We start from the raw sequence: 25,044 nt of genomic DNA on the forward strand, positions 1-25,044 counted from the left end.
AATGGGCGCTCCTGCCCTCCAAGGAATCATCATGAGCTTCTTCAGCGACATCTTTCGAAACTTGGCAAACGGTGGCCACGGCCAACGTGGGCATGGTCCGTCGAGCCGTTCGGGGCATCACGGTGGGCGGGAAAGTGGTTATCCGTACGGAGGAGCCGATGCGCGCGGCGGGCAGCCTTGCCGATCGTGCGGAGCCCCATTCCTTCCTGGCGCGAATTTTTGCGCACAGTGCGGCGCAGCTCCTGCAGCAGCACGGGTCTGCTCTGGCTGCTCCACTGCCTTGGCGCCCGGAGCACGCTTCTGCGCAAAATGCGGTCAAGCGGCAGCGTAAGCTGCGATCCCGCGAGATCACCCGATCCCTGACCTGATTTTCGCAGCCAAGCCCATCGAAGAATCCAGCACCGTCGATACACTTGCCATCATGCGTACGTTCCTCCTAGCCATGCTTCTCGCGATCCTGCCGCTGCAGTTCGCGTGGGGTGCGGCCACGGGTTACTGCAGGCATGAGGCTGGCACCGGTGCCGCGCATTTTGGTCACCACGAGCACCATGCCAACGCATCTTCGGGTGAAAAGAGTAAAGACCTGAAGCTAAAGACGCTCGCTGACAGCGACGACTGCATCGGTTGTCATGCCAGCGTTGTCCACATCGCTCCGCTTCCGTCTCTTCATTTCCTGGCCCCTGTCGGAGGATGGCCCCCAGCGCTCAGCCTTCCGACCTACCGTTCGCCAATCCCCATAGGGCTTGAACGCCCTGCACGAATGCTCGCCCTCTGATCGGCGAGCACGTTTTCTCTTTTCCTTTTCCCACGACGGCTGCTCGCCGAATCTCGCCTTTGGTTGTTTTTCAACGCTAGGAGAATTCGATGCGAATCAAGACGCTGGTCATTGCCAGTGCATTGGCTTTGGCCGCATGGCCCAGCCTCGCGCAAGTCGCGACATCCACCGCCCAAACTGCGCAACCCCGGCCGGTCCTTCAGGGATTGAGCCTGACGGAAGTCTGGCGGCTGGCTGAAGAATCCAATCCGGCCTTGAGAGCCAAGCAGGCCGAACTCGCTTCGGCGGAAGGTTCGCGCACCGATGCCAACGCCTTCCTCTACAACAATCCAGTCGTCTCTTGGGATGGCACCCGCCGGACTGTCCCCCAGGAGGGGGCGTCGTCTGAACGACGTCGCGAGTGGTCGAGCAGCGTCCAGCAGACATTCGAGATCGCCGGCCAGCGAGGCTTTCGCCGCGAAGCTGCCGACGCAGCACTGACGGCCTTGCAAGAAGAGATCGCCGAGACGCGCAGACAAGTTCGCGTCGAGGTGGCGCAGCTGTACTACCGCGTCCTCGCCTTGCAACAACGCACTGAGCTCGAAGAGCAGGCGCTGGGTCTCTTCGAGAGCACCGCGGCAGCTGTGCAAAAGCGACGTATCGCCGGTGAAGACACCAAGCTGGATTCCAACGTGGCCACGGTCGAGGCCGAGCGTGCCCGCAACCAGCTGGCCGTCGCAAAGGAACAATTGCTCGACGCTCGCGCTGAGCTGGCTGCGAAGCTTCAACTCCGCGCGGAAAGCCTGCCCCAGGCGAGCGGCGAGCTCCGACCTGCGGCAAGCGCGGCCTACAGCCTCGAGTCCCTGCTGTCCCAGGTCGATAGCCAGCCCCGCCTCCAGGCCCTGCGTGCGCGGGAGGAGTCTGCACGGGCCAAGCTGAAGCTGGAGAGCGCCAGCCGCTATCCCGATCTCACTGTCGGCGTGGGCGTGGGACGTGAAGGTGCATCCGGCGCACGCGAACGGCTTACAACTGTTTCAGTCTCCGTGCCCCTACCGCTGTTCAAGCGCAATGCCGCTGGCATCGGACAAGCAAGCAGCGCGCTCACCCAAGCCGAGATCTCGCGCAGTGCGGGCGCTCGAGACGCGCAAGCGCAGGTGCAGGCGCTCTGGGCCAAGCTGGAGAGCCTGAGGGATCGCGTCACCAGGCTCCAAGAGCGCGTGCTTCCGGCGCTGCTCGATAACCAGCAGCTCTCGGTCAAGTCGCAGCGCGCTGGCCAGATCGGTCTTCTCGAGTTGATTGTGGTGAACAGGCAAGCCCTCGACGCACGCCGCGATCTCATCGACGCGCTCATCGACTATCAATCCACCCGTCTTGCACTGGAGCTGGCCGCCGGCTGGCCTCCTGAAGGAGTCACGCCATGAAATTCAATTCCACCCTGGTCGATCAGCGCAGTACCGAACGTTCCGCTCTGACCAAGCTTGCCGCAGCGATCTGCGCGGCCTTTGCAGTGATTGCACTTTCCGGTTGCGGAGGCAGCAACGGCTCGGCCGAGAAGCCCGCTGCCGAAGAGAAGGCTGCCGAGAAAGAAGGCCTCAAGCTCTCGAAGGAGGAAGCGGATCGCGCCGGCATCGTCCTGGAGGAACTCAAGGCGCAGGCTCTGGCCGATACCGTCACGGTGACAGCGACGATTCGTGCGAACCAGGATCGCATTGCCAGGATTGCGCCTCGCGTCGAAGGCCGCGTTGCCACTGTTGCGGCAAGCCTTGGTGACAATGTTCGAACCGGCCAGTCGCTCGCGACCCTGGACAGTTTGGCCGTTGGCGAGGCTTCGTCGGCGTTGAGCCAGGCACGGTCTGCCCAGCGAGTGGCTGACGCGGACTACAAGCGCGCCACTGCCTTGCAGACAGAAGAGATCATTCCGCAGAAGGATTACCTGCGGGCCAAAGCCGAGCATGAAAAGGCAAGCGCGACGCTTCGCGCCGCAGAGGACCACCTTCGGCTGCTCGGCGTCCCATCGGGCCAGGGTGCAGGCGTGGCCTCCGTCTTCCCTCTGACTTCGCCGCTGGCCGGCACGATCATCGAAAAAAAGGCCGTTGTAGGCGGCCTGGCCGGACCCAGCGATGCCTTGTTCGTCGTCGCGGACCTGTCGACGCTGTGGATCGAGGCCAACCTGGCCGAGGCTCAGTTGGCGAAAGTCCGCGTCGGTGCGAAAGCGATTGTCACCGTCGGTGCCTATCCGGACGAGCGCTTCGAAGGACGAGTGACCTACGTTGCAAGCATCCTCGACAAGGAGACGCGTTCGATTCCGGCGCGCATCGAGGTGAAGAACGGCGAGGGCCGCCTCAAGCCTGAGATGTTCGCGACCGCCACCATCGAAAGCCCCTCGCCGCAGTCGGCACCGAAGACGGAGGTGCTGACGGTGCCGGACCAGGCCATCGTTCTCATGCAAGGCCAGCCCAACGTTTTCGTCTTTGAGAACGGTGCTTACGAACAGCGCGCCATCGATCCCGGCGACAGGCTCGGGAGCCGGACGGTGGTGAAGTCAGGCGTGAAGGCCGGCGAACAGGTGGTGAGTGCGGGAACCTATGCCCTCAAGGCGCGCGTGCTGAAGTCGCAAATCGGCGACGCACATTGAGGAATCGAAAGTAAACACATGCTCAATGCACTCGTAGACGCGTCGCTTCGATACAAGGTTCTCGTCCTGGTCATCTTTGCCGTCTTGATCGGACTCGGTGTCCAGGCGTTTCGCAACATCCCTGTCGATGCCTTCCCCGACGTCACCCCGATTCAGGTCAACATCTATACGGAGTCCCCGGGCTTGGCCGCGGAGGATGTGGAAAAGCTGCTCACGACCCCGATCGAAGGCGCCATGGCCGGCTTGCCGAGTGTCGAAGAAGTGCGCTCGGTCTCGCTCTTCGGCCTGTCGTACGTCGGCGTCTACTTCAAGGACGATGTCGACATCTATTTCGCTCGCCGCCTGGTGGGCGAGAAACTGCAGGAAGCAAAGGGGCGCTTGCCTCAAGGCTATGGCGAACCGGTGTTGGGGCCGAACAGCTCGGGTCTCGGCCAGGTTTTTTGGTACACCGTCGAGTCCGAAGACAAGAAGATGAGCACCATGGAACTTCGTACGCTCCACGACTGGACCGTGCGACTGATCCTCCGGACCGCCCCCGGTGTTGACGACATCACCTCGTGGGGCGGAGAACAAAAGCAGTTCCAGGTTCAGATCGATCCGCGAAAGCTCATCCAGTACAGGGTGAGCTTCAAGGAGGTGATGGAGCGGCTCACAGCCAACAATAAGCAGGTTGGCGGCCAGTCGATCAACCTCGGCGCCGAACAGTTCCTGGTACGCGGCCTCGGGCTGGTTGGGACCACAAAGGACATCGAGCAGATCGTCATCGCCGAGCGCAACGGCGCGCCTGTGTATGTACGGGACGTTGCTCAGGTCAAGGAGGCTCCTGCCCCCAGATTCGGCGCGGTGACACGAGACGGCAACGAAGCCGTCCTGGGTATGGCATTGGCCCGGGTCAACGAAAACGCGAAGAACGTGGTGGATGCCGTCAAAGCCAAGTTGGCCGTGGCGCAAGCAGCGCTGCCAAAGGGCGTGACGCTGCAGACGTTCTACGATCGCACCGACCTGGTCACGAAAGCTCTGAACACTGCGGAGAGTTCGCTGGTCGAAGGCGCGATCCTTGTCGCCGTGATCCTTTTCCTGTTCCTGGGCGAATTCCGGTCGGCGATCGTGGTGGTGGTCACCCTGCCGATCGCGATGCTGATCGCATTCATCCTGATGCAGCAGTTCGGCATCTCGGCCAATCTGATGTCGCTTGCCGGATTGGCGATCGGTACAGGGATGATGGTGGACGGCGCGGTCGTGATGGTCGAGAACGCATTCCGGCTTCTGGCGCATGCGAAGGAATCCGGCAAGCCGATCCAGAAGACGCACCTCGTCCTGGAAGCCGCCCGAGAGGTGGTCAACCCGATCGCGTTCGCCATCCTGATCATCATCGTGGTTTTCCTGCCCTTGTTTTCGCTCGGCGGGCTCGAGGGAAAGCTCTTCAAGCCGATGGCATACACCATCACGTTCGCCATGGCGGGCTCGCTCCTGCTTTCGCTGACATTGGTCCCAGTGCTCGCGGCGATGATCCTGAAGCCTAAGGAAGAGAAGGACACCTTCCTCGTTCGGCGCGCCAAACGGATCTACCTTCCTTTGTTGGATTGGGCCCTTGAGCGCAAGCGTCTGGTGGTCGGCTCGGCAATCGTCTTGCTGCTCGCCTCGCTGGCGTTGTTCCCGTTCCTGGGCAAGGAGTTCATGCCCCAGCTCCAGGAAGGAACGATCCTGTTTCGCGTGACGGGCATTCCCTCCACGTCGCTGGACGAGTCCATCCGCGTGTCCAATGAGGTGAGTGCGGCCTTGCGCAAGCAATTTCCTCAAGTCCGATCCGTGCTTGCGACCATCGGCCGCGCCGAAGGCGGCGAGACCACGGACGTGAACTACATGGAACTGAACCTGGACACCAAGCCGCCAGGGGAGTGGCCGGAGAAAATTTCGTACGGAAAGCTCGCTTCGGACATGCAGGAGGCGCTCGAAAAAGTGGTGCCTACGGTTGTGTTCGGCGCGACCCAGCCGATCCAATCCCGCGTCGAGGAACTGATTTCCGGAGTGCGGGCCACGCTCGCGCTCAAGCTGTACGGGGAGGATCTGGCCACGCTCGACAGGCTCACCGGCAAGATTCAAGGCGTGCTCGGAAAGATTTCGGGTGTAGCAGACCTGTCGGCCGAAGCCAACAAGGGCAAGCCGCAGCTCATCATCAAGGTCAACCGGGACGCGGCGGCGCGCTACGGCATCAATGCTGACGAGATCCTGGAGGTAGTGCAATCCGGCATCGGCGGCAGCGCGGTGTCCACGTTGATCGATGGCACCAAGCGCTTTGACATCGCGGTTCGCCTCTCCGACGAGTTCCGAGTCAGCCCCGCGGCCATCGCCAGCATCCCGATCCGCACGGGAGAGGGAGCGCTGGTGCCCTTCTCGCAGGTCGCATCGATCGAGCTCGACGAGGGGTACTCCTTCATCCGGCGTGAGTCGCTGCAGCGCTATTCAGTGCTCCAGATGGACGTCAAGGGCCGCGATGTCGACAGCTTCGTGAAAGAGGCGGATGCGCAGCTGAAGGCGCAAGTCGAGTTGCCAACCGGCTACTGGATCGAATGGGGCGGCTCCTTCGAGAATCAGCAGCGCGCGATGGCGAGGCTCGGGGTGATCGTCCCGTTGACCATCGGTCTGATTTTTATCCTTCTTTACACCGCCTTCAACTCTGTACGGCATGCGACGCTCATCATCGCCAACGTGCCGTTTGCAATCATCGGCGGCATCGTCGGCTTGTTTGTCAGCGGGCAATACCTGTCGGTCCCGTCGGCGATCGGCTTCATCGCTGTCTTTGGCGTTGCCATGCTGAACGGCATCGTGATGGTGACGTTCCTGAACGATCTGAGGCGGCAAGGCCTGCCGATCCGGGAGGCGGTTCAACAGGGGGCTGCGCTGCGGCTGCGACCCGTGCTGATGACCGCGTCTGTCGCGATCCTTGGCCTCATCCCGATGCTGCTGTCGACCGGTGTCGGCGCCGAGACCCAACGCCCGCTTGCAACGGTCGTGGTGGGTGGCCTCTTCACTTCGACCGCGTTGACGCTGCTGATCCTGCCCTTGATGTACGAGTGGGCGGAGCAGCGTGCCGAGAGGCGCAAGGCCAAGGCCGAAGAAATCGTAGAAGGAGAAACACCATGAAAGAGATCAAGGCATACGTCCACAGCAACAGGGTCGCGGCTGTGATTGCCGCATTGAAGGGGGCAAGCGCCTGGGGAGACGACGCACGCGGTCGCCTGCACAACCTTACCCTGTACGTCGTGAAGGGATCGTTGACGCCGCTTCACGAGGCTGAGCGTCGCTACTCCATTGAACTTGGCGACGAAGTGGTGAACGAGTACAAGCTCGAACTCCATTGCAATGATGACGATGTCGATGAGTTCGTGAAGATCATCGCAGCCGCGGCCCATACTGGCCAGGCAGGTGCGGGATGGATATACGTCATGGATGTCGGCTACGCGCAAGCCATCGCTTGATGGTGCCGTGATGAACAACTCCGATCCGCGCGCCCGTTGTCTCGCGAGGGGTGGTGATCGCGCAGGCGCCTTGCGGGCCAGGCGACTGCTCGTGATGGCGGCGTTCGGGACGGGTGGAGTCGCGAGCTTGGGTGGCTGTGCGAGCTTCATGGACGACGCCAGTGCGTTCCGAGAAGGCTGGCGCACCGCAGAGGTGGTCGAGGTGGCCTCTGCGCATCAACTGCGAGGAGGCGGCCGGACCGATTGCCGACAGACGGCGAGCCTGCAGCAACTTGCGACGTCGCGCTTCGCTCGTTTATCGTACCGCTCCGGTGGGTCCAAGCACTCGCATGTTGTCGTCGTGGGCGACGGCCCGTACGTCGCCGTCGGCGATGTAGTCTTCACCAATGTGATTCGGTGCGGAACTCCCTTGGAAGTTCGATCAAGGCCAACGGCCGATGCAATCAAGAAAGGAAGCTCGAACGGAGCTGGCCCGCTTCCAATCCTCAATCTTTGAAAGCAATCATGGCATCCGGAAATCCTCACTCGCACGTACAAGCAGCATCGGGCCCAGGCCATGAGCGGTCCCTGTGGATCGCCCTCGCGCTTACCACGACGTTCATGGTCGCGGAGGTGATCGGAGGACTCGTCACCGGAAGCCTGGCGCTGATCTCCGACGCGGCACACATGTTCACAGACACGACGGCGCTGGCCATTTCGCTTGCAGCGATCCAGATCGGTAAGCGCGTAGTAGATGCCAAGCGGACCTTCGGCTATTACAGGTTCGAGATCCTGGCGGCGGCGTTCAATGCCCTCCTGCTCTTCGGCGTTGCCATCTACATCCTTTATGAAGCCTGGCAGCGCATGCGTGCACCCCAAACGGTCGACTCCATCCCGATGCTGATCATTGCAGCACTGGGCCTCGTCGTGAACCTCGTGAGCATGAGATTGCTCTCGTCGGGAAAGGACCGGAGCCTCAATGTCAAGGGCGCCTACCTGGAAGTCTGGAGCGACATGCTCGGGTCCTTGGGAGTGATCGTGGGGGCTGTCGTGATCTGGTTCACAGGCTGGACCTGGGTCGATTCGGTTATCGCCGTCGCGATTGGATTCTGGGTGTTGCCGCGGACTTGGCTGCTGTTGCGAGACAGCATGAATATTCTTCTCGAGGGTGCGCCGAACGATGTCGATGTTGAAGAGATCGGAAAGGCGCTGTGCGAATTGCCCGGGATCGATTCCATTCACGAATTGCACGTCTGGGCTATCTCCAGCGGCAAGGTGAGCTTGAGCGTTCATCTAGTCAGCGCGATCGGTGACTTCGACAGTCTCGTGGCTGAGGGGACCCGCGTCCTCGCGGAGCGCTTTGATATACATCACTCGACGATCCAACCCGAACGCGTTCCATGCGGTCAGGCGTCGGAAACACATCGTTTCGAGTGATCTCCCATACCCGAACCATTCTGGGTTCGACGGAAAGGAAAGGCCGTGCACCGCACCACAATCGACGACGGATCGCATTTTTTTATGATGCTGGGCCTGTACATCAGCATCCTCGCCATCGGCGCTGTAATCTTTCTTCTAGTTCGATGGTGGAAAGATCGCCGCGACTATCCAGCGGCACATCGCCGCCCCCAAACAAAAAGCTTGCTCGATCGACTTTCGGGCCGTGACGCCAAGACGAAAAGCACGGCGGCTCACAAGAGCCACGGGAAACGCAAGAAATAGTGCTCGGTGTTCATCGATAGATGAACTCCTGATCACGGAAAGAAACTCCAGTGAAACTAGATAGTCCGCTCGAGGCCGTTGTTGACAGCTTAACGGTTTAGGACGTGATGCCGATGACGTGTTGAAGCAGAGCGAACGCCACGCATGTTGGCGCCGGCCGAAATTCTCCTCCGTCAGACAGCAGCGATGGTGAAAGCTTCGCGAATCTTAACCTCGTACTCCTCCAGCGAGAGCCAACTGCTGATGAAGAGCACGTCGATCCCTACGGCTCCCACAGAACTTGGCAACCGGTGCCTGTGGTACAGCTCAGAGGCGTTCCCCATAGAGGGATCCTCGAACTGCATGAGGCTTAAGTCATCAGCCACGAGCGATGTTTTACCGTGCTTCGGTCCACCAACAAATAGAACCTGCATCAATCACTCCTCTTCACTTGATGAAGTGTGCAAAATCTTGAGCCGGCCGTGCCATAGTCTGCCCCCTACGCCGCCATCGATACCTACCTCCGTATCGATCAAACAACACTCCAGCCCGACACTGCGCCAGCACATGGACGGCCGCGCGGACTAACTCCTCGACTTCCTGCCCACGCCGATCGAGATTGAGTTGTGCGGTGCGGCGGCTCGACTATGACGTCTGGCCTTGCTGCTGGCTCCCGCTGGACGTTGACACGTTCACCATAGACCACCGCGGCACGGCCGAGGACGGCTTGGGCCGTACCTATGCAAGGGTCGATGGCTACTGTCCGCTGGCGGCGTACCTGGGCTCGCACGAGTTTCGCCTGGAACTGGCGCCTGACACTGGTGCATTGCGTCCTCTCGTTCGCATTCGACATGCTGGCGCTGTCGAACCACTTCACTGTAGCGCCGCACACTCTCGCTGGAGTACATCTAGCGCTTGCCGCGCGCGCTACACTTCGCCGTCGAGCATTTGCTGACGTTGCCAGAACGCACCCGTCAGTCTGCGACCTTGTCGGTCGCCTTCTTGGACGGCCCGGCCTTGCTCCTATCGCGCTTGCGCGTCCCGCAACTGGCCCGCGGCACCGCTGGCACTCTTGATTCAGCGCGTTGGCGCCATTGCCCGGCGTCAACTACTTTGAGCGGCGCTCAAGATAATTGTCGTCCGCCACGCCATGGAGCTGCGACGCGTGACCCGTGGGGCACCAGTGCCTCACACGATGCTGGCCCATGTTCAGCCGGCCGTGCGATTGGCCCTGCCTCTTGTCGCTTTACATATGGCAGGTCGCCCTCGATGACCTGCTTTTCGTCAACAGCTTGCGCCACCTGAACGGGCTGCTTTTGATCGCCGCCGCGACCTGGGTCGCCGTGAAAGCAGTCAACGGCTTTGCCGAAGGCGTTATCGCCCTGCATCCGCTGGACGTCGCGAAAAACCTTCAGGCTCGCCGAGTCCTGACGAAGGCACGTATTGGCGCGCACTGCGAACTGCTGTTGGTCCGCGGCGCACTGATTACTCATGACCTTTCCCGGCGCCCGGCAGATCGGCACCAGCGTCTTCGCTTTCGCAGGCTTGATCGGCATCGTGGCAAGCCTGGCCGCCAAGCCCGTGTTCAACAACCCGATCGCTGCCCTTCAGATCGCGCTGGCACAGCCAATCCGCATTGGCGACGTGCTGGTGGTCGAGGGCGAATGGGGCCAGATCGATGAAATCGCCGGCACTTTCGTGAGGCTCAAGATCTGGGACGACCGACGGCTCATCCTTCCCCTCAGCTACTCCATCGAGAAGCCGTTCCAGAATTGGGCGTGCAGGGCTGCGCAACTGCTGGGCTCGCTCTTCATCAATGCCGACTACGGCCTGCCGCTCGCGCCGCTGCGCGAAGAGGTCAAGCGCCTGGTCAAGGCCGCGCCCGAATAGGACGGCCGCTTCTTCAACCGGCAGGTGACGGACGCCACCGAGCGCGCCATGCAACTTCGCGTGCTGTGCACGGACGGTCGCGTCGTCCTCGCTCGCATTCGATCTGCGCCGCAAGGTGCGCGAAGGCGTCATCGATTTCATGCAGCGCGAGCCTCCCAATCACTGCCGCGCCTTCGAACCCGCAATGAATAGGCACCATCGAGCGCCGATAACCAATCGCGAGCGGACTGAGCGTTCGCTCTTTCTGTTTCGCTGGTGTCGTGAAGCGGCCTCCAGGACGATGCGATGGCATCATTGATCGGTCGACTCCAACCAGAATACCGATGAAACGATTTCTTCTTCTGCTCGGCATCGCCGTGGCGGCCATCGTGCCGGCGGCAATCTTCCGTTACAGCGGGTTTCGCCCCAATCCGGTACTGGACACCGCAGTCTTCGGTGTTGCTGTGTTAGCCGCAGGCTTCATGTTGTCCTGGGGCGCCGAGGCGGCGGAGAAACGAATCTCGCTGGGCTTGATTCTCGCTCTCGTTGCCTTGGTGACGGTGCTGCCAGAGTATGCGGTCGACATGTACTACGCGTACCAAGCAGGCAAGGCACCGGAATCCAACTATGTCCACTATGCAGCCGCCAACATGACGGGCGCGAACCGGTTGCTGGTCGGCGTAGCATGGCCGCTGATGGCCATCCTCCATTGGTTTCGAACGCGCGAGCGCAGCATCAGGTTAGCGACGGTCAACGTCGTGGAGATCGGTTTCCTACTGGTTGCAAGTCTCTACGCGTTCGTGATCGTCCTCAGGAATCGCATCAGCCTCGTCGACACGGTCGTGCTGATCGGTATTTTCGGGGCCTACCTGTGGGTGACCGGGCGCATGCCCAAGGTTGAGTCTGGCCTGGAGGCCGACGACGAGCCCGGGCCGGCCGCGGCGCTGGCGACCCTGTCGCCTGCCCGTCAATGGACCTGGATGGGCGGGCTCACGATCGTGGCCGCCGCGGTGATCCTTGTCTCGGCTGAACCGTTCGCCGAATCGATCGTCGCCTCGGGACGGGTGCTGAGGATCGACGAATTCCTGCTCATCCAATGGCTCGCCCCCCTGGCCAGCGAGGCGCCCGCCGTCGTGATCGCGGTGCTGTTCGTGCTCTCGGGCCGCGCCGAGGGCGGCCTGACGACTATGATCAGCGACAAGATCAATCAGTGGACGTTGCTGGTCGGCATGCTGCCGCTGGCGATGAGCGTGGGCGCAGGTGCGCTGACGTCGATGCCACTCGACGCGCGCCAGCACGAGGAATTCTTCCTGACCGCGGCGCAGTCCTTGTTCGGCGTGGCGTTGCTGCTGCGCCTGCGTTTCAGCTTGGTGTCGGCAATCACGCTCGCGGCGCTGTTCTCGGTTCAGTTGGTGGTGGCCTTCATTTTTCGGGAGGATGCGCAGCGCGCCATCGATGCGCTGACCATGCTCGCCTGGGTCTACCTGGCGCTGGCGACGGTGATCTTTGTGACTGGTGCGCCGAGCGCGTGGCGTGTAGTCGGCGCGTTGCGCACGGCGGCAACTCGTCAGAGGCTTGAGGCAGCCGCTCCGGCAGGCTCCGGGGCAACGACCGCCGCACCAAAGAAATGAGAGCCCTACTTGCCGATTAACGGGAGCCGCCATGACACACGAGGCCACTTCGATGATCTCCCGCCGGCATCAACTGGTCTTCCTGTGCGCGTACATAGCTCCAGGGTTCGGAGGCCGCATTCATGCGCAGCCCTCGGCCAATGACTTCATCGCTGGGGAAATCGTCAAGATCGATGCCGAGCGCGGCGAGGTGACGCTGCGCCACGAACCGATCGCACACCTTCACCTACCCGCAAGGACGACGATCTTCCGCTACGTGGATGCCAGGGTGATCCTTCGGGCCAAGGCGGGCGACAAGGTCCGATTCCGGGCCGACCGCTTCGAGGGGACGCTGCAAGTGACGGCAGTCCTGGTGCCTGGGGCGGCGCCGGGCGCAGCGCCATTGAGTCCAACCTTCAGACAGTAAACCAAACATGAGCGAGCCCGTGAAACTTCGCCTGGACCTCCCGCTGGTGCTGCCGGATGTCGACGATGCGAATGACCGCTGCGTCACCCGGCTGCTCGACGCACTGTCGACCTGCCCGGACTTGCCGAGGCACATGTCGTGGGCCGCGAGAGCGGCTCGCCCTGGCTATGCATCCATTACGACCCCGCAGCCCTTTCACTGACGCGGATGCGCGAACTGGGGCGCTCGGTGGGTGCCCCGCTCACGTCCCGATTTGCCCGTCTGATGCTGCGCACCGGGCCCCTGCACACACGGGGGCGCGAGGGGCTGGCTGCCGACAGCCTGCGCAGCATCCGGGGCGTCCTGGAAGCCGATCTCGACGTGTCGGGTGCGGTGCGCATCGAGTATGACCGGTCGGTCTTGTCGGAGGACATCTTGCTGGCCAGCGCTACAGCGTTCGGTGTCCGCGGTTCGGCATCAGCCCGAGTTACGGCAGCAGCGTCGGCACTGAAAGAAACCGGAATGCACGTCGATCCGCGAGACATACGGATGGTCCTGACCAGCCTGTTGCCGTACCCGGCGGCCATGCCGATGGTGACCACGGGCACAATCATGCGGGTCACGGCCCCGCCCACGCCGAACAAGCCAGGCGGGACGCCGCGATCATGCAGGTCACAATCACGCCGTGGCAAGAGTTACCACGCCGGTTTCGACCACGCCCACGGCCGCCCTCTTGGCGAAAAGTCGGAGCTGATCTTAGCGGTGCTAGCGGCTTGTTGTTGGCCGGCTGGCTGATCGAGCGCCGGCGCGGGGCCCGGGTGGCTGCCTACCGCTTACTATGTCCCGGCCTTCTTTACCCTCTAGGAGGCCTTCGAAAACCTGCGCGCTCGCCGCTTCAAGATCAACACACTGACGCTGGTGGCCGCGCTGGGCGCCGGCGCGCGCGGCAAATGGGCCGAAGACGCTTTGCGACTCCTCCTGTTCAACCTCGGCCATTCGCAGGAACACTACGGCATGGGCTGAGCTGGCCGGGCAATCCGGGCCCTGCTCAACACCAGCAATGCGCTCTCACGCTCGATCTCGGCACGCAAGACAGGCGACGCCCGCTCGTCGCGCCAATGACAGCCGCGATCGATTCGATGACCTCGATGTCGAGGTACATCGGCGCGAAATCGAACACGGGGGTGAGTTGAACGGTGCCGTCGAGAAGCCGCTGCACCGCCGTGTTTCGCGCGTGATTGTCGGCCCGCGCCTACGCGAAGCCTGCTGAGCGTCCTACCGCCTGAGCTCGGGGTGCAACGTTGAAAAGGAGCGCTAAATCACTGTCAACTTCAAGAACAAGGGACCTACCATGAAACAAGCGTTGATCTCCGTCGCCGCGTGCTGCGCCTTTGCCGGCTCAGCTTTCGCCGCAATGAACAAAGACGAGTACAAGACCCAGAAGGCCGAAATCGAGGCGACGTACAAGGCCGACAAAAAGGGTTGCGGCATGAAAGCAAATTCGAAGGACGTCTGCAATGCCGAAGCGAAGGCCAAGGAGAAGGTCGCCAGGGCCGAGCTCGAGGCCAGCTACAAGCCGAGTCCCGGCGCCGACGCCAAGGTGAGAGAGGCCAAAGCCGACGCCGACTACGACGTCGCCAAGGAAAGGTGCGAGGACTTGAAGGGCAAGGAGCAGAGCGCCTGCAAGGTCGAAGCGAATTCCGCGCACGAAAAGGCCACGCACGAGAAGGCAAAGGGCGAGGTGAAGGCCGCCAAGACGGAAGCCAAGGCCGAGAACAAGGCAGCCATGGGCAACTCGCCGAGCACGACGACGCCCAACACGACTACAGCTGGCCAGAAGAAGTAAGGGCTCATGACTTGTCTCCGATTGAGTAGTTCCATTCACCATGGAACCGATCGGGCTTGATGGTGGAGAGGTCGGCACGCTTTCCAAACGAACCTTAACCTGCTGCACCGTTGTTCTGGGCCTCGAGTTCACGCAGCCACCGCGCATCGGGCACATCCATGCCGCCGTGCTTCGCACGCCACTAAATGGAATGGACTAAATGAACACCTTCAGCTTTCAAGCGCTGGAGTTCTACCTGAAGGTTGACTATTTACAGGCTGGCTTGGCTCCGGAATACTGCGGTATTCACGGCCTACACAACCGGCATTACGTGCAGAAGTTGTTCCGATAGTCTCCGCACAGCCGTGAGCGGTCGCTCGACGCGGCCTACCAGTGCAGATTCGCGAGGGCTTAGGTTCGCGCAACCTCACTGAGGACCTCGTCGAAGTCAAGGTGAAGCGTGACCGTCCCTCCAACCCATCTTGATCCCGAAACCGCACCAAATACGAGCGTTGTGCATTGGTGGGCACCATCGCCTCGGACGCATGCCGCACACTCAGTACGGGATCACAGCTCTTGTGCCTTTCTCTGGATCACCTTTGCCACTCACCGGCCTGGTGGGCATCTAGCGATTTGAGCCACGGCTCGCAAGTGTCGCCCCATGCAGCAGGCGATGAGGTTCGATGTCGCTCTGCGCAGATCCTGCTCGATACCGCCCGCGTACCACCGAAAGATGTTGGTGCGGGTGCGGTGCAAGCGTCCAGCGATCTCGTCTTGACTGAGCTTCTGTGGAGGGCCTCAGTACACCGTGGTTCATCTCGATGCGTGCGGCCTGCGACGCGAACGCTGATCCATGAATGGTATCGGGCTACGAAGGCTGCCGGACCGTGCGAGACCCCAAGCGGGGCACAACCTTGACATAGACCAGCTCGCTGACCAGCTCCACCAATGTCTGCGTCACGATCACGGCCGGCACCCAAGGGACTGCGCCGGGGATTGCCAAGCCCAGTGGCAAGACCACCAAGGAATTGCGCGTAGCCGCGCTGAACGCCACCGCTCGACCTTCGTCGGAGGGTAGACGACAGATGCGCGCCGCACACCAGCCCAGCATCGGGGCAATGATGGCGAAGCCCACATAGATTGGGGTCACCTCTCGCACAGCATCAAGCGCCAGCCCCAACTGCGGCGCGACCGCTGCGACCACCACGAACAGGACGGCGGCTGTAGCCGGCACTGGTAGCAAGCCCAACAGTTCCACCGCCCGCTCACCGGCGGCCAAGCGGGCCGCCCAAGCTTGGCAGACGGCTGCAAGCGACAGCGGCACGACGATCAGCCATATGAAGGCGTGCAAGAACGGACCCCAATGGATCAGTGCTGCGGCCGCATCACCCATGAACACGCCCAAGTAGACGGGCAGCAGCACCATTTGCAAGGCCAGCAGCAAGGGAGTGGATGCCAGCAGCGGCTTGGCGTCGGCTTTGCCAAGGTGGGCGAAGGTCACAACGTAATCGATGCACGGCGTCAGCAACACCAGCAGCACGCCCACGCGCAGCAATGGATCCTGCGGCATCCATGGCAAGAGCACCGCCACCAGCGCTGGCACGAGCACGAAGTTCGCCAGGAGCAGCGCGCCCAGGAATCGCATGTTCGACCACGCACGACGCAACTCGGTCAGCGGCACCTGCAGGAATGTGACGAACAGCATGAACGCCAGCAGCGGGTCGATGGCCGGTGCCATGGCCGTGGACGCCGGCCACTGCCACGCCACCAGGCCCGCAAGCACTACTGCAGCGAAGTAGATCGCGACTTGGCGGGTTTCGAGGATGGTGCGCAGGGAAACAAGTGACATGCGATTCAAGGAGATCAGTGCTACGGAGCAGACGTGGGGCCACAGCCGCATCCGTTCGGCGGCAGGGTGCAGGCGGACGGTGTGGATGAGCTCGGATTCTGGCAGCCGGGCTTGCCCCTTCGCTTGATCCAGAGCACCGTACCGACCACAACGACCAGCGCAGCAGCGATCAAGATGTTCAAGGCCGTTCCCAGTTCCAGTCCCCATCCAGTCACCAGAGCGGCAACGGCGGTGCCGCCCAGTACGGGTATCAGCAACGGGATCGAGCAGCAGGCGGCGCACGCACCAGCCACTCCCAAGGCGGCGAACAAAGGCTTTTTCATCGTCAGCTTTCAAAGTCACGGTACATTCCGCGCATTGAATCTAAAAGCTCAAGCAACTTGAGATGCAAGCCCCTACTGCAACACAGCATTTGTCGATTGGCGCGGTCGCCCGCCGCACCGGCCTGGCTGTGTCCGCAATCCGTTACTACGAAGAGGTTGGCTTGGTGCCATCTGGAAGTCGCAGCGAAGGCGGACATCGCGTGTATCCGGATGCCGTGGTCAGTGTGTTGAGCCTGATTCGGCATTGCCGCGATCTAGGGTTCAGCATCGAGGACACGCGCGCATTGCTCTCACTCGCTGACAACGCTGACGGGGACTGCCAGGGTGCTCGTGACGTTGCCGCAACCCACCTGACCGCCGTGCGCAACAAGATGGCCGAGCTTCGACAGCTGGAGCGAAGCCTCGCGCGCTTCGTGCGGGACTGCGACCAAGAATGCCTGGGTGGCCCAGCCGCCCAGTGCTGCATCTTTGAAGACTTGCGCAAGGGGCAGTCGAGTCCTAAGGCCGGGTGCTGCTAGGCCCGCGCAGACCAACGATGCGGCAGTAATTCGTCGATGCGGCTTGCCGGGTGCGTGGGCAGCCGCACGTACCATTCCGCGCACAAGGATGGGCTGTGGTTGACCCTGCCGGAAGCCGTTGCCGAATTCGAAGTCAACAATCACCGCATTCGGCGCCTGATCAAGGACGGCATACTGCCCGCCGAGCAGGTGGTGCCGCGGGCGCCGTATCAGATTCGAATCAGCGACCTGCTGGATCCGAAGGTTATCGACGCGGCAGCCCGAACAGACCGCTAGCACCCCAGGTCCTGGCAGCCGAGTTGCAGATCAAGGAACAGCGTATCCGGAGGATGGAGCACATTGAAGATTTGAGGCTCGCGCCCGGGGAGTCTGTCAAATTCACCCTCGGGGGCTTCACTTGATGCTGATGACCCGCCTGCAGTCTCTGTCGGTGGGGAGACCGCATACCGATGACGTTTCTTTTCTCCGATGATCAGCGGCTGCAGACGGTTTTCAGGGCTGCCCCGCCCTCGGCACATTGATGCACGCAAGGGTATTCGAGACGACTCTCGTCTTGTCGCAGTCAATGGGCGCCACTTTAGGAGGTCGCGCCTGCCGGGCTGACTGCCGCGACCTGCGGCGCCTGCAAGGTGTGTTTCTTATACGCCAGCAGACGTAGCGCGTTCACGACTACCAGCAAGGTCGAGCCTTCGTGAAACAGAACGGCGGTGCCAATGTTCAGGCCGAAGATCGTCGCGGGAATCAGCACAGCGACAACGCCCAGGCTCACGTAGAGGTTCTGCTTGATGATGCGACTCGTGCTGCGCGACAACCCTACCGCGAACGGTAACTGGGCCAAGTCGTCGGCCATCAGGGCGACGTCGGCGGTTTCGAGCGCGACGTCGGAGCCCGCCGCACCCATGGCGATACCAACCGTCGAGTTGGCCATCGCAGGCGCATCGTTGACGCCGTCGCCAACCATGGCGACCTTTCCATGCTCCTTGCGAAGTGCCTTGATGGCATCGACCTTCTGTTCCGGCATGAGATCGCCCCGTGCCTCGGTCAGGCCGACACTCTCGGCTACCGCATCGGCGACTTGCTGGTTGTCCCCAGAGATCATGATGAGCCGCTCGATGCCAAGCGCTCGGAGTTCGGCCATAACTTGCGCTGCCACGGGGCGCGGGGTATCCATCACGGCAATCACCCCCAGGTAACGCTCACCTTTGCGCACGACCATGGTTGTCCGACCGAAAGCGACCAGCTTGTCGTTCGTCTCCTTCACGTCCTGAGGCAGTGAAGAGCCTGGCAGCTCGGAAAACAGGATCGGCTTTCCGATGTAAACGAGCTCGCCGTCGATTTGTGCCTGGACGCCGCGTCCGGTGATGCTTTTGACGTCGGAGGCAGCAACCGCTTTCGAGCGATCACCGAGGCGTTCGCGCGCGCCAGATACGATGGCGGTCGCCAGGGGATGGTCGCTGTGCTCTTCAACGGCCAGCGCCACGGCCAGCAGTTCATCATCTGTGACGCCCTGCATTGCAACCACATCGGTCAGTTTGGGCTTGCCTTCGGTCAGCGTTCCAGTCTTGTCGAAAGCGATGGAAGTCAACGTGCCGAGATTCTCCAGAGGGCCGCCACCCTTGACCAGGACGCCGCCTCTGCCGGCGCGTGCCACGCCGCTGAGAACGGCGCTGGGGACGGAGATGGCCAATGCGCACGGACTTGCTGCGACCAGAACGGCCATCGCCCGATAGAAGGTGTCGGAAAACGGTTCATCCATCACGACGCCTGCGAACAGCAGCAGGACAACCAAGGCCAAGACCGCAGGGACGAAGATGCGCTCGAAGCGCTCGGTGAATTGCTGCGTCGGCGAGCGTTGCGCCTGCGCCTCGGTCACCATCTTGACCACGCGGGCCATCGTGGATTGTTCGGCACGGCGAGCAACGGTCACCTCGATGGCACCCGACCCGTTGATCGTGCCCGCGAAAACCCGATGCTCCGGCGCGACGCGATCAAAGGCTGCGAGCGCTGCTTTGATGTCGTCGACCGGCCGCTTGTCGACCGGCACGCTCTCGCCAGTGACGGGTGCCTGGTTCACGCTGGACGTCCCAACCACAACGACACCGTCGGCCGGCAGCCGTTCGTTGGGCCGCACGACGACCACGTCTCCGACCTTCAATTGTTCGACGCCAACCTCTTCAGTGCCAGTGTCACGTCGCACAGTAGCCGTCTCGGGTGCGAGCTTGGCAAGTGCTTCGATGGCCTTTCGGGCACGTCCCATCGCGTAGTGCTCGAGCGAGTGACCCAGACTGAAAAGGAACAGCAGCAAGGCACCTTCCGCCCACTTGCCGAGCGCCGCGGCGCCCAGCGCTGCCACTAGCATCAGCGTATCGATCTCGAAACGACGTGCCTTCAGGTTCTCAAAGGCTTCCTTGACTGTATAGAAGCCGCCGAAGAAATATGCAGCGATGTAGGTGGCCGTGGGGAGCCAGGCGGGTCCGGCGCCGCTGCGCTCGATCAGCCATCCTGCGGTCAACAGTACGCCGGCGAGCGCGGCAAAGATCAGCTCGCTCTTCTCTCCCAGTAGGCCGCCCTCGGAGTGATCGTGACCCGCATGACCGCCAGCACCTTGTTTGCCGTGATCATGGCCTGCATGATCCGCGTGGTCGCTGTGGTCAGGCCCGCTGTGCTTGTGGCCCGCGTGGTCGTGATTGGCATGGTCGATGGGTTCGTCGCCGGAGCGGGAAGGCCGGGGTGGAGTCTCCGGTGCGGCGTCTGTTCGCGGTGCGCTGGCGCCCGTCGTGCGGATCCCAAGTGCCGCCGCCTTTGCCCTCAATGTCTCCGCCGACACCAGTTGGCGGTCGTATTCAATACGGACGGAGCCGGAGCCCGACACATCTGCTTCCAGAACGCCTGGAACACTTCGCAAATCGGCGGCAACGCCGCGCGCTGCGCGTGCATGAAGCGAGCCATCGGCCCTGATCGTCAGGTGAGAGAACCGCTCGCTCAACTGCGCGCCGACCGAACCGACCAGTTCGCGCAGGCGGGTTATGGAGACGACGGACTGGTCGTAGTGCAGGCACAGCTGGGGCTGTCCATCGGCATCTCGAACGATGTGAGCCTCGGAGATGCCAGGGCGTCCCTCGAGCGCTTCCGTCAGCCGTTGTACGCAGTGATCCTCGACGTCGTCCACGTCGGGAAGGATCAAGGGTAGATCCAAACGGAGCTTGCTCGAGTCAGTCATGGACGTTGCCTTCTATTGAAAATTGAATACCGCATGCAGCGCTGGCATGAGTTGTTTCGCACCTCATCGCGCAACAGGATTGTCGAATCATTTCTTGATTTCTCGATGTGCGACAACATCCCAAGTTGGTATGGGCACTGCGGGAGGTAGCGAAGTCACGCTCAACCGGCTTACTTCGATTTGCCTGGTCTTGTGCTTAACCCGAACACCACAACGGATGTAGTTCGGCAGGCAACCAGCGACGTCGGCCATCCGGCGCAGTTCTTTCGCACCCTGCCGTACTAGGCGACAGAGTACATGAAACAAGGGAAGGCCAGAATTACTGGAGGCCTTGAGAAGAGCAGCAGCAGGCTCGAACGGCTGCCCCTGATCGCGCAGGATGTGTTCGGCTGACCTTCAGCGGGGCCGCAGTTTGCATAGGGACATGTCGATTGCCACTGCGCTCACGTCGGTTTCTATGCCGATGACCCAGGCAAACTGGGGTCTTCGGCACAGGTTGCAGCTTTCACCCAACAGGCACGGGATCCAATGGGCCGCGCATGGCGACTACGGGCGCTATGTCGTGAATGAAACGTGCCCGGCAACTTCATGTAGCTTTACCTCTAGAACTGATTTCCTTTTCCATTGATCGGTGAAGAACTTCTAGAACCGGTAGACCCTCACAGGGCTGGCACAGTTTTCATTCTGAATTTCCATGCAAAAAAGCCCGCGTATACGCGGGCCAAAGGTCCCTACTCAAAGACCCCTTGGAGGAACTAATTTTTCAAAACGAGCATCGCCTTTGGCGATCGGGCCGCTCTAGAACGAGTGACGCAGACCAAAGTCGTAACCGGTGGAGGTTTTTGGGGTAAAGGTCGAGTCGTTGAAGAAGGCAGGGCCACCGACCGTTAGTGCGGCACCATTCTTGTTGCTGATACGCGCAACCGTCGCGTACAGAGCAGTGCGCTTTGACAGGTTATGGACGTAGCCAATCGCCAGCTTGTTGGCTTTCGGATCTCGGGCTACGGAAAACGGAGTATTGAGGTCGTACTTGACCTGCGAGTAAGCCGCTCGGATCATGCCGGGCCCAACGGGCACTGTCACGCCGAGCAAATAACCGGTCTGATCGACATCCGGAATGCCTCCAAGAACCGGGACAACTGCATAGTCGCGAGTGCTCTTGGAGCGTGAGAGTTCGCCGAACAACTTCGCGGGACCGAAGTCATATGAAGCGCCGAGATTCATGGTCTTCACGGAGTTGGTGGTACCGGCATAGTAGCTATCACCAGCGGTGCTGTTGCCGTAGGAAAAGGCCACATCGAGGGGACCGCTCTTGTACCCAACCCGGCCACCGAAATAACGACCTGCACGTACGGTTGCGACAGGTCCTGGGTTAGTCGCGCCTGAGGGGCTCACGCCCGGGGGCGTCGCCGTACCAGGGTCGTACTTGTTGTTCTCATTGATCGCATACATTGCCTGACCGTAAAAACCGCCAAGCGTCGACGGAAGAAAGTAGCCGACAGAATTACTTGCACGATTGTAGTTAGGGTCGCCACCGAAGCCACCCGAACCGGCCGCCGTGTTCGTATTCAGCGCTGTGAAAATCAGACTGCGGCCCACACCCACGATGCCAAATGGATCAAAAATGATGTCGTTCCAAGCTGTTGGGACATAGTCGCGACCAAGACGCACTTCGCCAAATGGGCCAGACAAGCTGACAGTGGAGCGTCGCTGGAAACTGGAGACGCCCGTCGCACCATCGTCCGGGGAAATCGAGGACTCCAACCAAAAACTCGCGGCAAGGCCACCGCCGAGGTCTTCGGATCCACGAAAACCTAGTCGACTTGACGAATAATTGCCATTGCTCAAGGCCATCCGGTTCACGGTCCGCGTGCCCTGATTCAGATAGAACGGGTTAGCCAAAGTACCACTATTTTCGTCTTGCGACTTCGACGAATAGTTACTAACGCCAACATCCACCACGCCAAACATTGTAATGGTGGATTGTGCGCTCGAAAACCCAGCACCAACCATTGCAGCAATCATGACAAACGACTTTTTCATTGCGACTCTCAAAATTGATGGTTTTATTCGTGTGTTCAGCTTTTTTACGAAACACTCCGTTGAGGATCTTGGCTGTAGTTTTTTGACACCCATTACATCCAGACGCATTTTAGGCACTCGAGTTTTCTGCTCGCAAGCAATTCAGCATCCGAGACAAATTATCACTCTGAAATGTGACAAAGACTTCCAAGCCCTCGGCGATTGATTACATTTAACACCTGATTGGATTACAAATTTGTAATCTTTAAAAGGGAGTAGCAGGCCACGTAAATACTCTCAGCGAGGCGAGCCATCCTCGCCGGCGAGCGGTCGCTGCGTCCGGGCTGCGTCCGGCTGCGATTTTTGGAGCCGTTTTCGCCATGAGTGTTTTGGGACCTTTGTGCACCTCATGTGACCGCGTGCGTGACTTGCTGCTCCCTCCGCGAGCGCACGCGCGTCAAGTTGTAGGCCGCCATCGTCAGCACGAACAGGTGGTCCACGCGCTTGGGTCTACGCACCTTTGCCTGACGAATTCGTCCCACTGTCTCGACCCATCCGGGCCTCGGCTCTATGAGCCTGTGCATTCTCTGCGACGGGACATAGCCCTCGCTCGCGGCGATGGTCTCGGGGCACTGCCGAGCGCCACCCAGAAGTGCTCTGGTCCACATGCGGGATCTCGCCCATTTCCAGGCACGCATGGATGAACTCCTGTGCGTCATAGCCGTTCCCCACCCCCTGCGTGATGCTGATCGTGTCATCCTCCGCCGCCTCACAGCCCTACAGTCAGCCCTTGCAATCCGTGGTCCCACGCTGTGGTTGAACAGTTCGATGACCGCGTCATGCGCGATCAGTCGTTCGCGGCTCTTGGTGAAGATGCTGGGCACCCGGACCGGATCGTCCATGGCCAGCCCTATGAACCTGGCGCTCCGAGCGAACGCTGAAGAAGATCTGTAAGAGCATCGCGCGCAGCAGCTTCTCTGGTGCGATGCTGGGGCGACCGCCCTTGATGTCGGCCTCGTACATGCCGGCGAACAGGCCGTCCATCTTGAGCAATGCGTCATTGACCATCGCGCGGATCGGGCACAGCGGATGATCAGGAGGCACGAAGTTCTCCAGGCGGCGCAGTGGACAAGCTCTCGATGAAGGTATCGGCTCCGCGCATCGTCTGGGGATCTTTTCTTGTAACGGCCGGAGGATCAACCTCCAACGCTTGTGCGACTCCGCGTCCCGACCGACGGGGAGTATTTCTGCAGCCTGTTAGGGGACGTCACGATTGAGTCATTGGCAAGATCTAGATTATCCGTAGGACGGCCCGCAAGAGGCGTGCCGCTCGAATAATCACCCGAGGGATTTGCATGACCCAACGCTTCATTGCCCCAGCGCTGCTGGGCGTCTCGCTACTGCTTTCCGCTTGCGGCGGCAACGACAACGGCAGCCCGTCGCTGCCATTCATTCCGCCACCGACCACGCCGCCGCCGGCCGCGCAGGCACAGAAGAACATCCTGTTCTTCCTGGGCGACGGCATGGGCATCACCACGCTGACCTCTGCGCGCATCTACAAGGTCGGTGAGGACGGCGACCTGACGATCGACACGCTGCCCGAGACCGCCTTCGTCCACACCTACTCGAACGACGCGCAGGTGACCGACAGCGCGCCCTCGATGTCGGCCTACATGACCGGCGTGAAGATGAACAACGAAGTCATCTCGATGAGTGCCGAAACCAAGGCCACCGACGCCGCGGGCAAGGCCTACCACGTCAACTTCGACAGCACCTGCCCTTCGGGCAACGGCCAGGCCGTCGACACGCTGCTGGAGCAGAGCAAGGCCAAGGGCTACGCCACCGGCGTGGTCACGACCACGCGCATCACGCACGCCACGCCCGCCGCCACGTATTCGCACGTGTGCCACCGCGACGCCGAGAACACCATCGCCGCCGCGCTGGTGCCGGGCGGCGCCGGCTACAACGGCAAGCTGGGCGACGGCGTCGACGTGTTCTTCGGTGGCGGCACCGACTACTTCACGGCCAAGGAAGCCGGCGGCAAGCGCAACGACAAGCGCGACCTGATCGCCGAGCTGAAGACCGCCAAGTACAGCTTCGCCGCCAGCCGGGCCGAGTTCGACAAGCTGCCGGCCGACGGCGCCACCAAGATCGCCGGCCTCTTCACCAAGAGCCACATGGCCTACGACCTGGACCGCAACCCGACCAAGGAACCGAGCCTGGCCGAGATGACCGGCAAGGCTATCGACGCGCTGGCGGCGCGCAAGAAGGGCTTCTTCCTGATGGTGGAAGGCGGACGCATCGACCACGCCCTGCACGCCACCAACGCGCGCCGCGCGCTGCAGGACACCGGCGCCTTCGACGACGCCATCAAGCTGGCGCTGCAGAAGATGCAGGCCATCGACCCGGGCCTGAAGAACACGCTGGTGGTGGTCACGGCCGACCACGACCACACGCTGCAGCTCAACGGCTATGCCGCGCGCACGGGCAAGACCGAATCGGGCAAGCCCGGCGTGCTCGGCCTGGTGAAGGACTACGTCGACACCAGCAAGACCAGCAAGGACGTGAACGGCATGCCCTACACCATCATCGGTTTCGGCAACGGCCCGAACCGCACGGCGCGCGACATCGCGATCAGCGAGGCCGACCTGGAGCTGCCCGACTACCGCCAGGAAGCCGTGGTGCCGATGGACCCCGCGAGCGATTCCGAAACCCACGGCGGCGCCGACGTGTTCCTGGGCGCGCAAGGCCTGGGCGCCGACAACTTCTCGGGCGTGATCACCAACACCGACGTGTTCGGCCTGATCAAGAAGGCGGTCGGCCTGTGAGGGGCGGCAACCACGCATCGACGAAC

General features: G+C 61.5%; 22 protein-coding genes and 1 pseudogene. 18 read left to right on the forward strand and 5 right to left on the reverse strand.

The window, feature by feature from the left end:
* Positions 1-31 precede the first annotated feature (31 nt).
* From GFK26_RS03450 to GFK26_RS03485, 8 genes are all read left to right on the forward strand, one after another.
* Positions 32-331, forward strand: a complete 300-nt coding sequence (locus GFK26_RS03450; RefSeq protein WP_153280821.1) for a zinc ribbon domain-containing protein — start codon at positions 32-34, stop codon at positions 329-331.
* 111 nt (positions 332-442) lie between these two features.
* Positions 443-775, forward strand: coding sequence for a cobalt-zinc-cadmium resistance protein (locus GFK26_RS34095; RefSeq protein ID WP_153280822.1), 333 nt, complete (start codon positions 443-445; stop codon positions 773-775).
* A gap of 89 nt (positions 776-864) precedes the next feature.
* Positions 865-2,175 (forward strand): TolC family protein, encoded by a 1,311-nt coding sequence (locus tag GFK26_RS03460; RefSeq protein WP_153280823.1) that lies wholly within the window; start codon positions 865-867, stop codon positions 2,173-2,175.
* Entirely contained in the window at positions 2,172-3,389 is a 1,218-nt protein-coding gene (locus GFK26_RS03465; protein ID WP_153280824.1) for an efflux RND transporter periplasmic adaptor subunit, read from the forward strand. Before GFK26_RS03460 ends, GFK26_RS03465 begins: the two co-directional genes overlap by 4 nt.
* A gap of 18 nt (positions 3,390-3,407) precedes the next feature.
* The gene (locus tag GFK26_RS03470) at positions 3,408-6,533 is read left to right on the forward strand and encodes an efflux RND transporter permease subunit (protein WP_153280825.1); all 3,126 of its coding nucleotides are present in this window, start codon (positions 3,408-3,410) and stop codon (positions 6,531-6,533) included.
* The gene (locus GFK26_RS03475; protein ID WP_153280826.1) at positions 6,530-6,868 is read left to right on the forward strand and encodes a P-II family nitrogen regulator; all 339 of its coding nucleotides are present in this window, start codon (positions 6,530-6,532) and stop codon (positions 6,866-6,868) included. The genes GFK26_RS03470 and GFK26_RS03475 overlap by 4 nt, the downstream gene beginning before the upstream one ends.
* A gap of 504 nt (positions 6,869-7,372) precedes the next feature.
* Entirely contained in the window at positions 7,373-8,284 is a 912-nt protein-coding gene (locus GFK26_RS03480) for a cation diffusion facilitator family transporter (protein ID WP_153280827.1), read from the forward strand.
* Positions 8,285-8,329: 45 nt separating this feature from the next.
* Positions 8,330-8,569, forward strand: coding sequence for a hypothetical protein (locus GFK26_RS03485; RefSeq protein WP_153280828.1), 240 nt, complete (start codon positions 8,330-8,332; stop codon positions 8,567-8,569).
* A 173-nt stretch (positions 8,570-8,742) separates the two neighbouring features.
* On the opposite strand, the gene GFK26_RS03490 is transcribed toward GFK26_RS03485, so the two are convergent.
* Entirely contained in the window at positions 8,743-8,982 is a 240-nt protein-coding gene (locus tag GFK26_RS03490; protein ID WP_153280829.1) for a hypothetical protein, read from the reverse strand.
* A gap of 1,057 nt (positions 8,983-10,039) precedes the next feature.
* Here GFK26_RS03490 and GFK26_RS34100 point away from each other — a divergent pair.
* The 6 genes from GFK26_RS34100 (at position 10,040) to GFK26_RS34435 (ending at position 14,610) form a co-directional block, all read left to right on the forward strand.
* Complete coding sequence (locus GFK26_RS34100) at positions 10,040-10,438, forward strand: mechanosensitive ion channel family protein (protein ID WP_228121891.1); 399 nt, start codon at positions 10,040-10,042, stop codon at positions 10,436-10,438.
* Between the two features lie 323 nt (positions 10,439-10,761).
* Positions 10,762-12,048 carry a sodium:proton exchanger gene (locus tag GFK26_RS03500; RefSeq protein WP_153280830.1) on the forward strand — a complete coding sequence of 429 codons (1,287 nt, stop codon included), beginning with the start codon at positions 10,762-10,764 and terminating at the stop codon, positions 12,046-12,048.
* A 31-nt stretch (positions 12,049-12,079) separates the two neighbouring features.
* Positions 12,080-12,454 carry a copper-binding protein gene (locus GFK26_RS03505; RefSeq protein ID WP_228121892.1) on the forward strand — a complete coding sequence of 125 codons (375 nt, stop codon included), beginning with the start codon at positions 12,080-12,082 and terminating at the stop codon, positions 12,452-12,454.
* A 138-nt stretch (positions 12,455-12,592) separates the two neighbouring features.
* Positions 12,593-13,228, forward strand: a complete 636-nt coding sequence (locus GFK26_RS03510; RefSeq protein WP_153280831.1) for a hypothetical protein — start codon at positions 12,593-12,595, stop codon at positions 13,226-13,228.
* Between the two features lie 568 nt (positions 13,229-13,796).
* A complete protein-coding gene (locus tag GFK26_RS03515; RefSeq protein WP_194274017.1) occupies positions 13,797-14,279 on the forward strand; it encodes a hypothetical protein in 483 nt (160 codons plus the stop codon).
* A 199-nt stretch (positions 14,280-14,478) separates the two neighbouring features.
* Positions 14,479-14,610, forward strand: coding sequence for a hypothetical protein (locus tag GFK26_RS34435; RefSeq protein ID WP_265590120.1), 132 nt, complete (start codon positions 14,479-14,481; stop codon positions 14,608-14,610).
* 516 nt (positions 14,611-15,126) lie between these two features.
* On the opposite strand, the gene GFK26_RS03520 is transcribed toward GFK26_RS34435, so the two are convergent.
* A complete protein-coding gene (locus GFK26_RS03520; protein ID WP_153285844.1) occupies positions 15,127-16,107 on the reverse strand; it encodes an arsenic resistance protein in 981 nt (326 codons plus the stop codon).
* Positions 16,108-16,230: 123 nt separating this feature from the next.
* Between GFK26_RS03520 and GFK26_RS03525 the strand changes: the two genes are divergently transcribed.
* From GFK26_RS03525 to GFK26_RS33950, 3 genes are all read left to right on the forward strand, one after another.
* Positions 16,231-16,491 (forward strand): hypothetical protein, encoded by a 261-nt coding sequence (locus GFK26_RS03525; protein WP_194274018.1) that lies wholly within the window; start codon positions 16,231-16,233, stop codon positions 16,489-16,491.
* Position 16,492: 1 nt separating this feature from the next.
* Complete coding sequence (locus GFK26_RS03530) at positions 16,493-16,948, forward strand: MerR family transcriptional regulator (protein WP_153280833.1); 456 nt, start codon at positions 16,493-16,495, stop codon at positions 16,946-16,948.
* 99 nt (positions 16,949-17,047) lie between these two features.
* Positions 17,048-17,224, forward strand: coding sequence for a hypothetical protein (locus GFK26_RS33950; RefSeq protein ID WP_194274019.1), 177 nt, complete (start codon positions 17,048-17,050; stop codon positions 17,222-17,224).
* 301 nt (positions 17,225-17,525) lie between these two features.
* On the opposite strand, the gene GFK26_RS03540 is transcribed toward GFK26_RS33950, so the two are convergent.
* The 3 genes and pseudogenes from GFK26_RS03540 to GFK26_RS03550 form a co-directional block, all read right to left on the reverse strand.
* The gene (locus tag GFK26_RS03540) at positions 17,526-20,168 is read right to left on the reverse strand and encodes a heavy metal translocating P-type ATPase (protein WP_153280834.1); all 2,643 of its coding nucleotides are present in this window, start codon (positions 20,166-20,168) and stop codon (positions 17,526-17,528) included.
* Positions 20,169-20,966: 798 nt separating this feature from the next.
* The gene (locus tag GFK26_RS03545) at positions 20,967-22,211 is read right to left on the reverse strand and encodes a porin (protein WP_153280835.1); all 1,245 of its coding nucleotides are present in this window, start codon (positions 22,209-22,211) and stop codon (positions 20,967-20,969) included.
* A 386-nt stretch (positions 22,212-22,597) separates the two neighbouring features.
* Positions 22,598-23,352 (reverse strand): annotated as a pseudogene (locus tag GFK26_RS03550) (transposase).
* Between the two features lie 193 nt (positions 23,353-23,545).
* Here GFK26_RS03550 and GFK26_RS03555 point away from each other — a divergent pair.
* Positions 23,546-25,018 (forward strand): alkaline phosphatase, encoded by a 1,473-nt coding sequence (locus GFK26_RS03555; RefSeq protein WP_153280836.1) that lies wholly within the window; start codon positions 23,546-23,548, stop codon positions 25,016-25,018.
* Positions 25,019-25,044 lie beyond the last annotated feature (26 nt).

Source organism: Variovorax paradoxus (assembly GCF_009498455.1).
GTDB classification, from domain to species: domain Bacteria; phylum Pseudomonadota; class Gammaproteobacteria; order Burkholderiales; family Burkholderiaceae_C; genus Variovorax; species Variovorax paradoxus_H.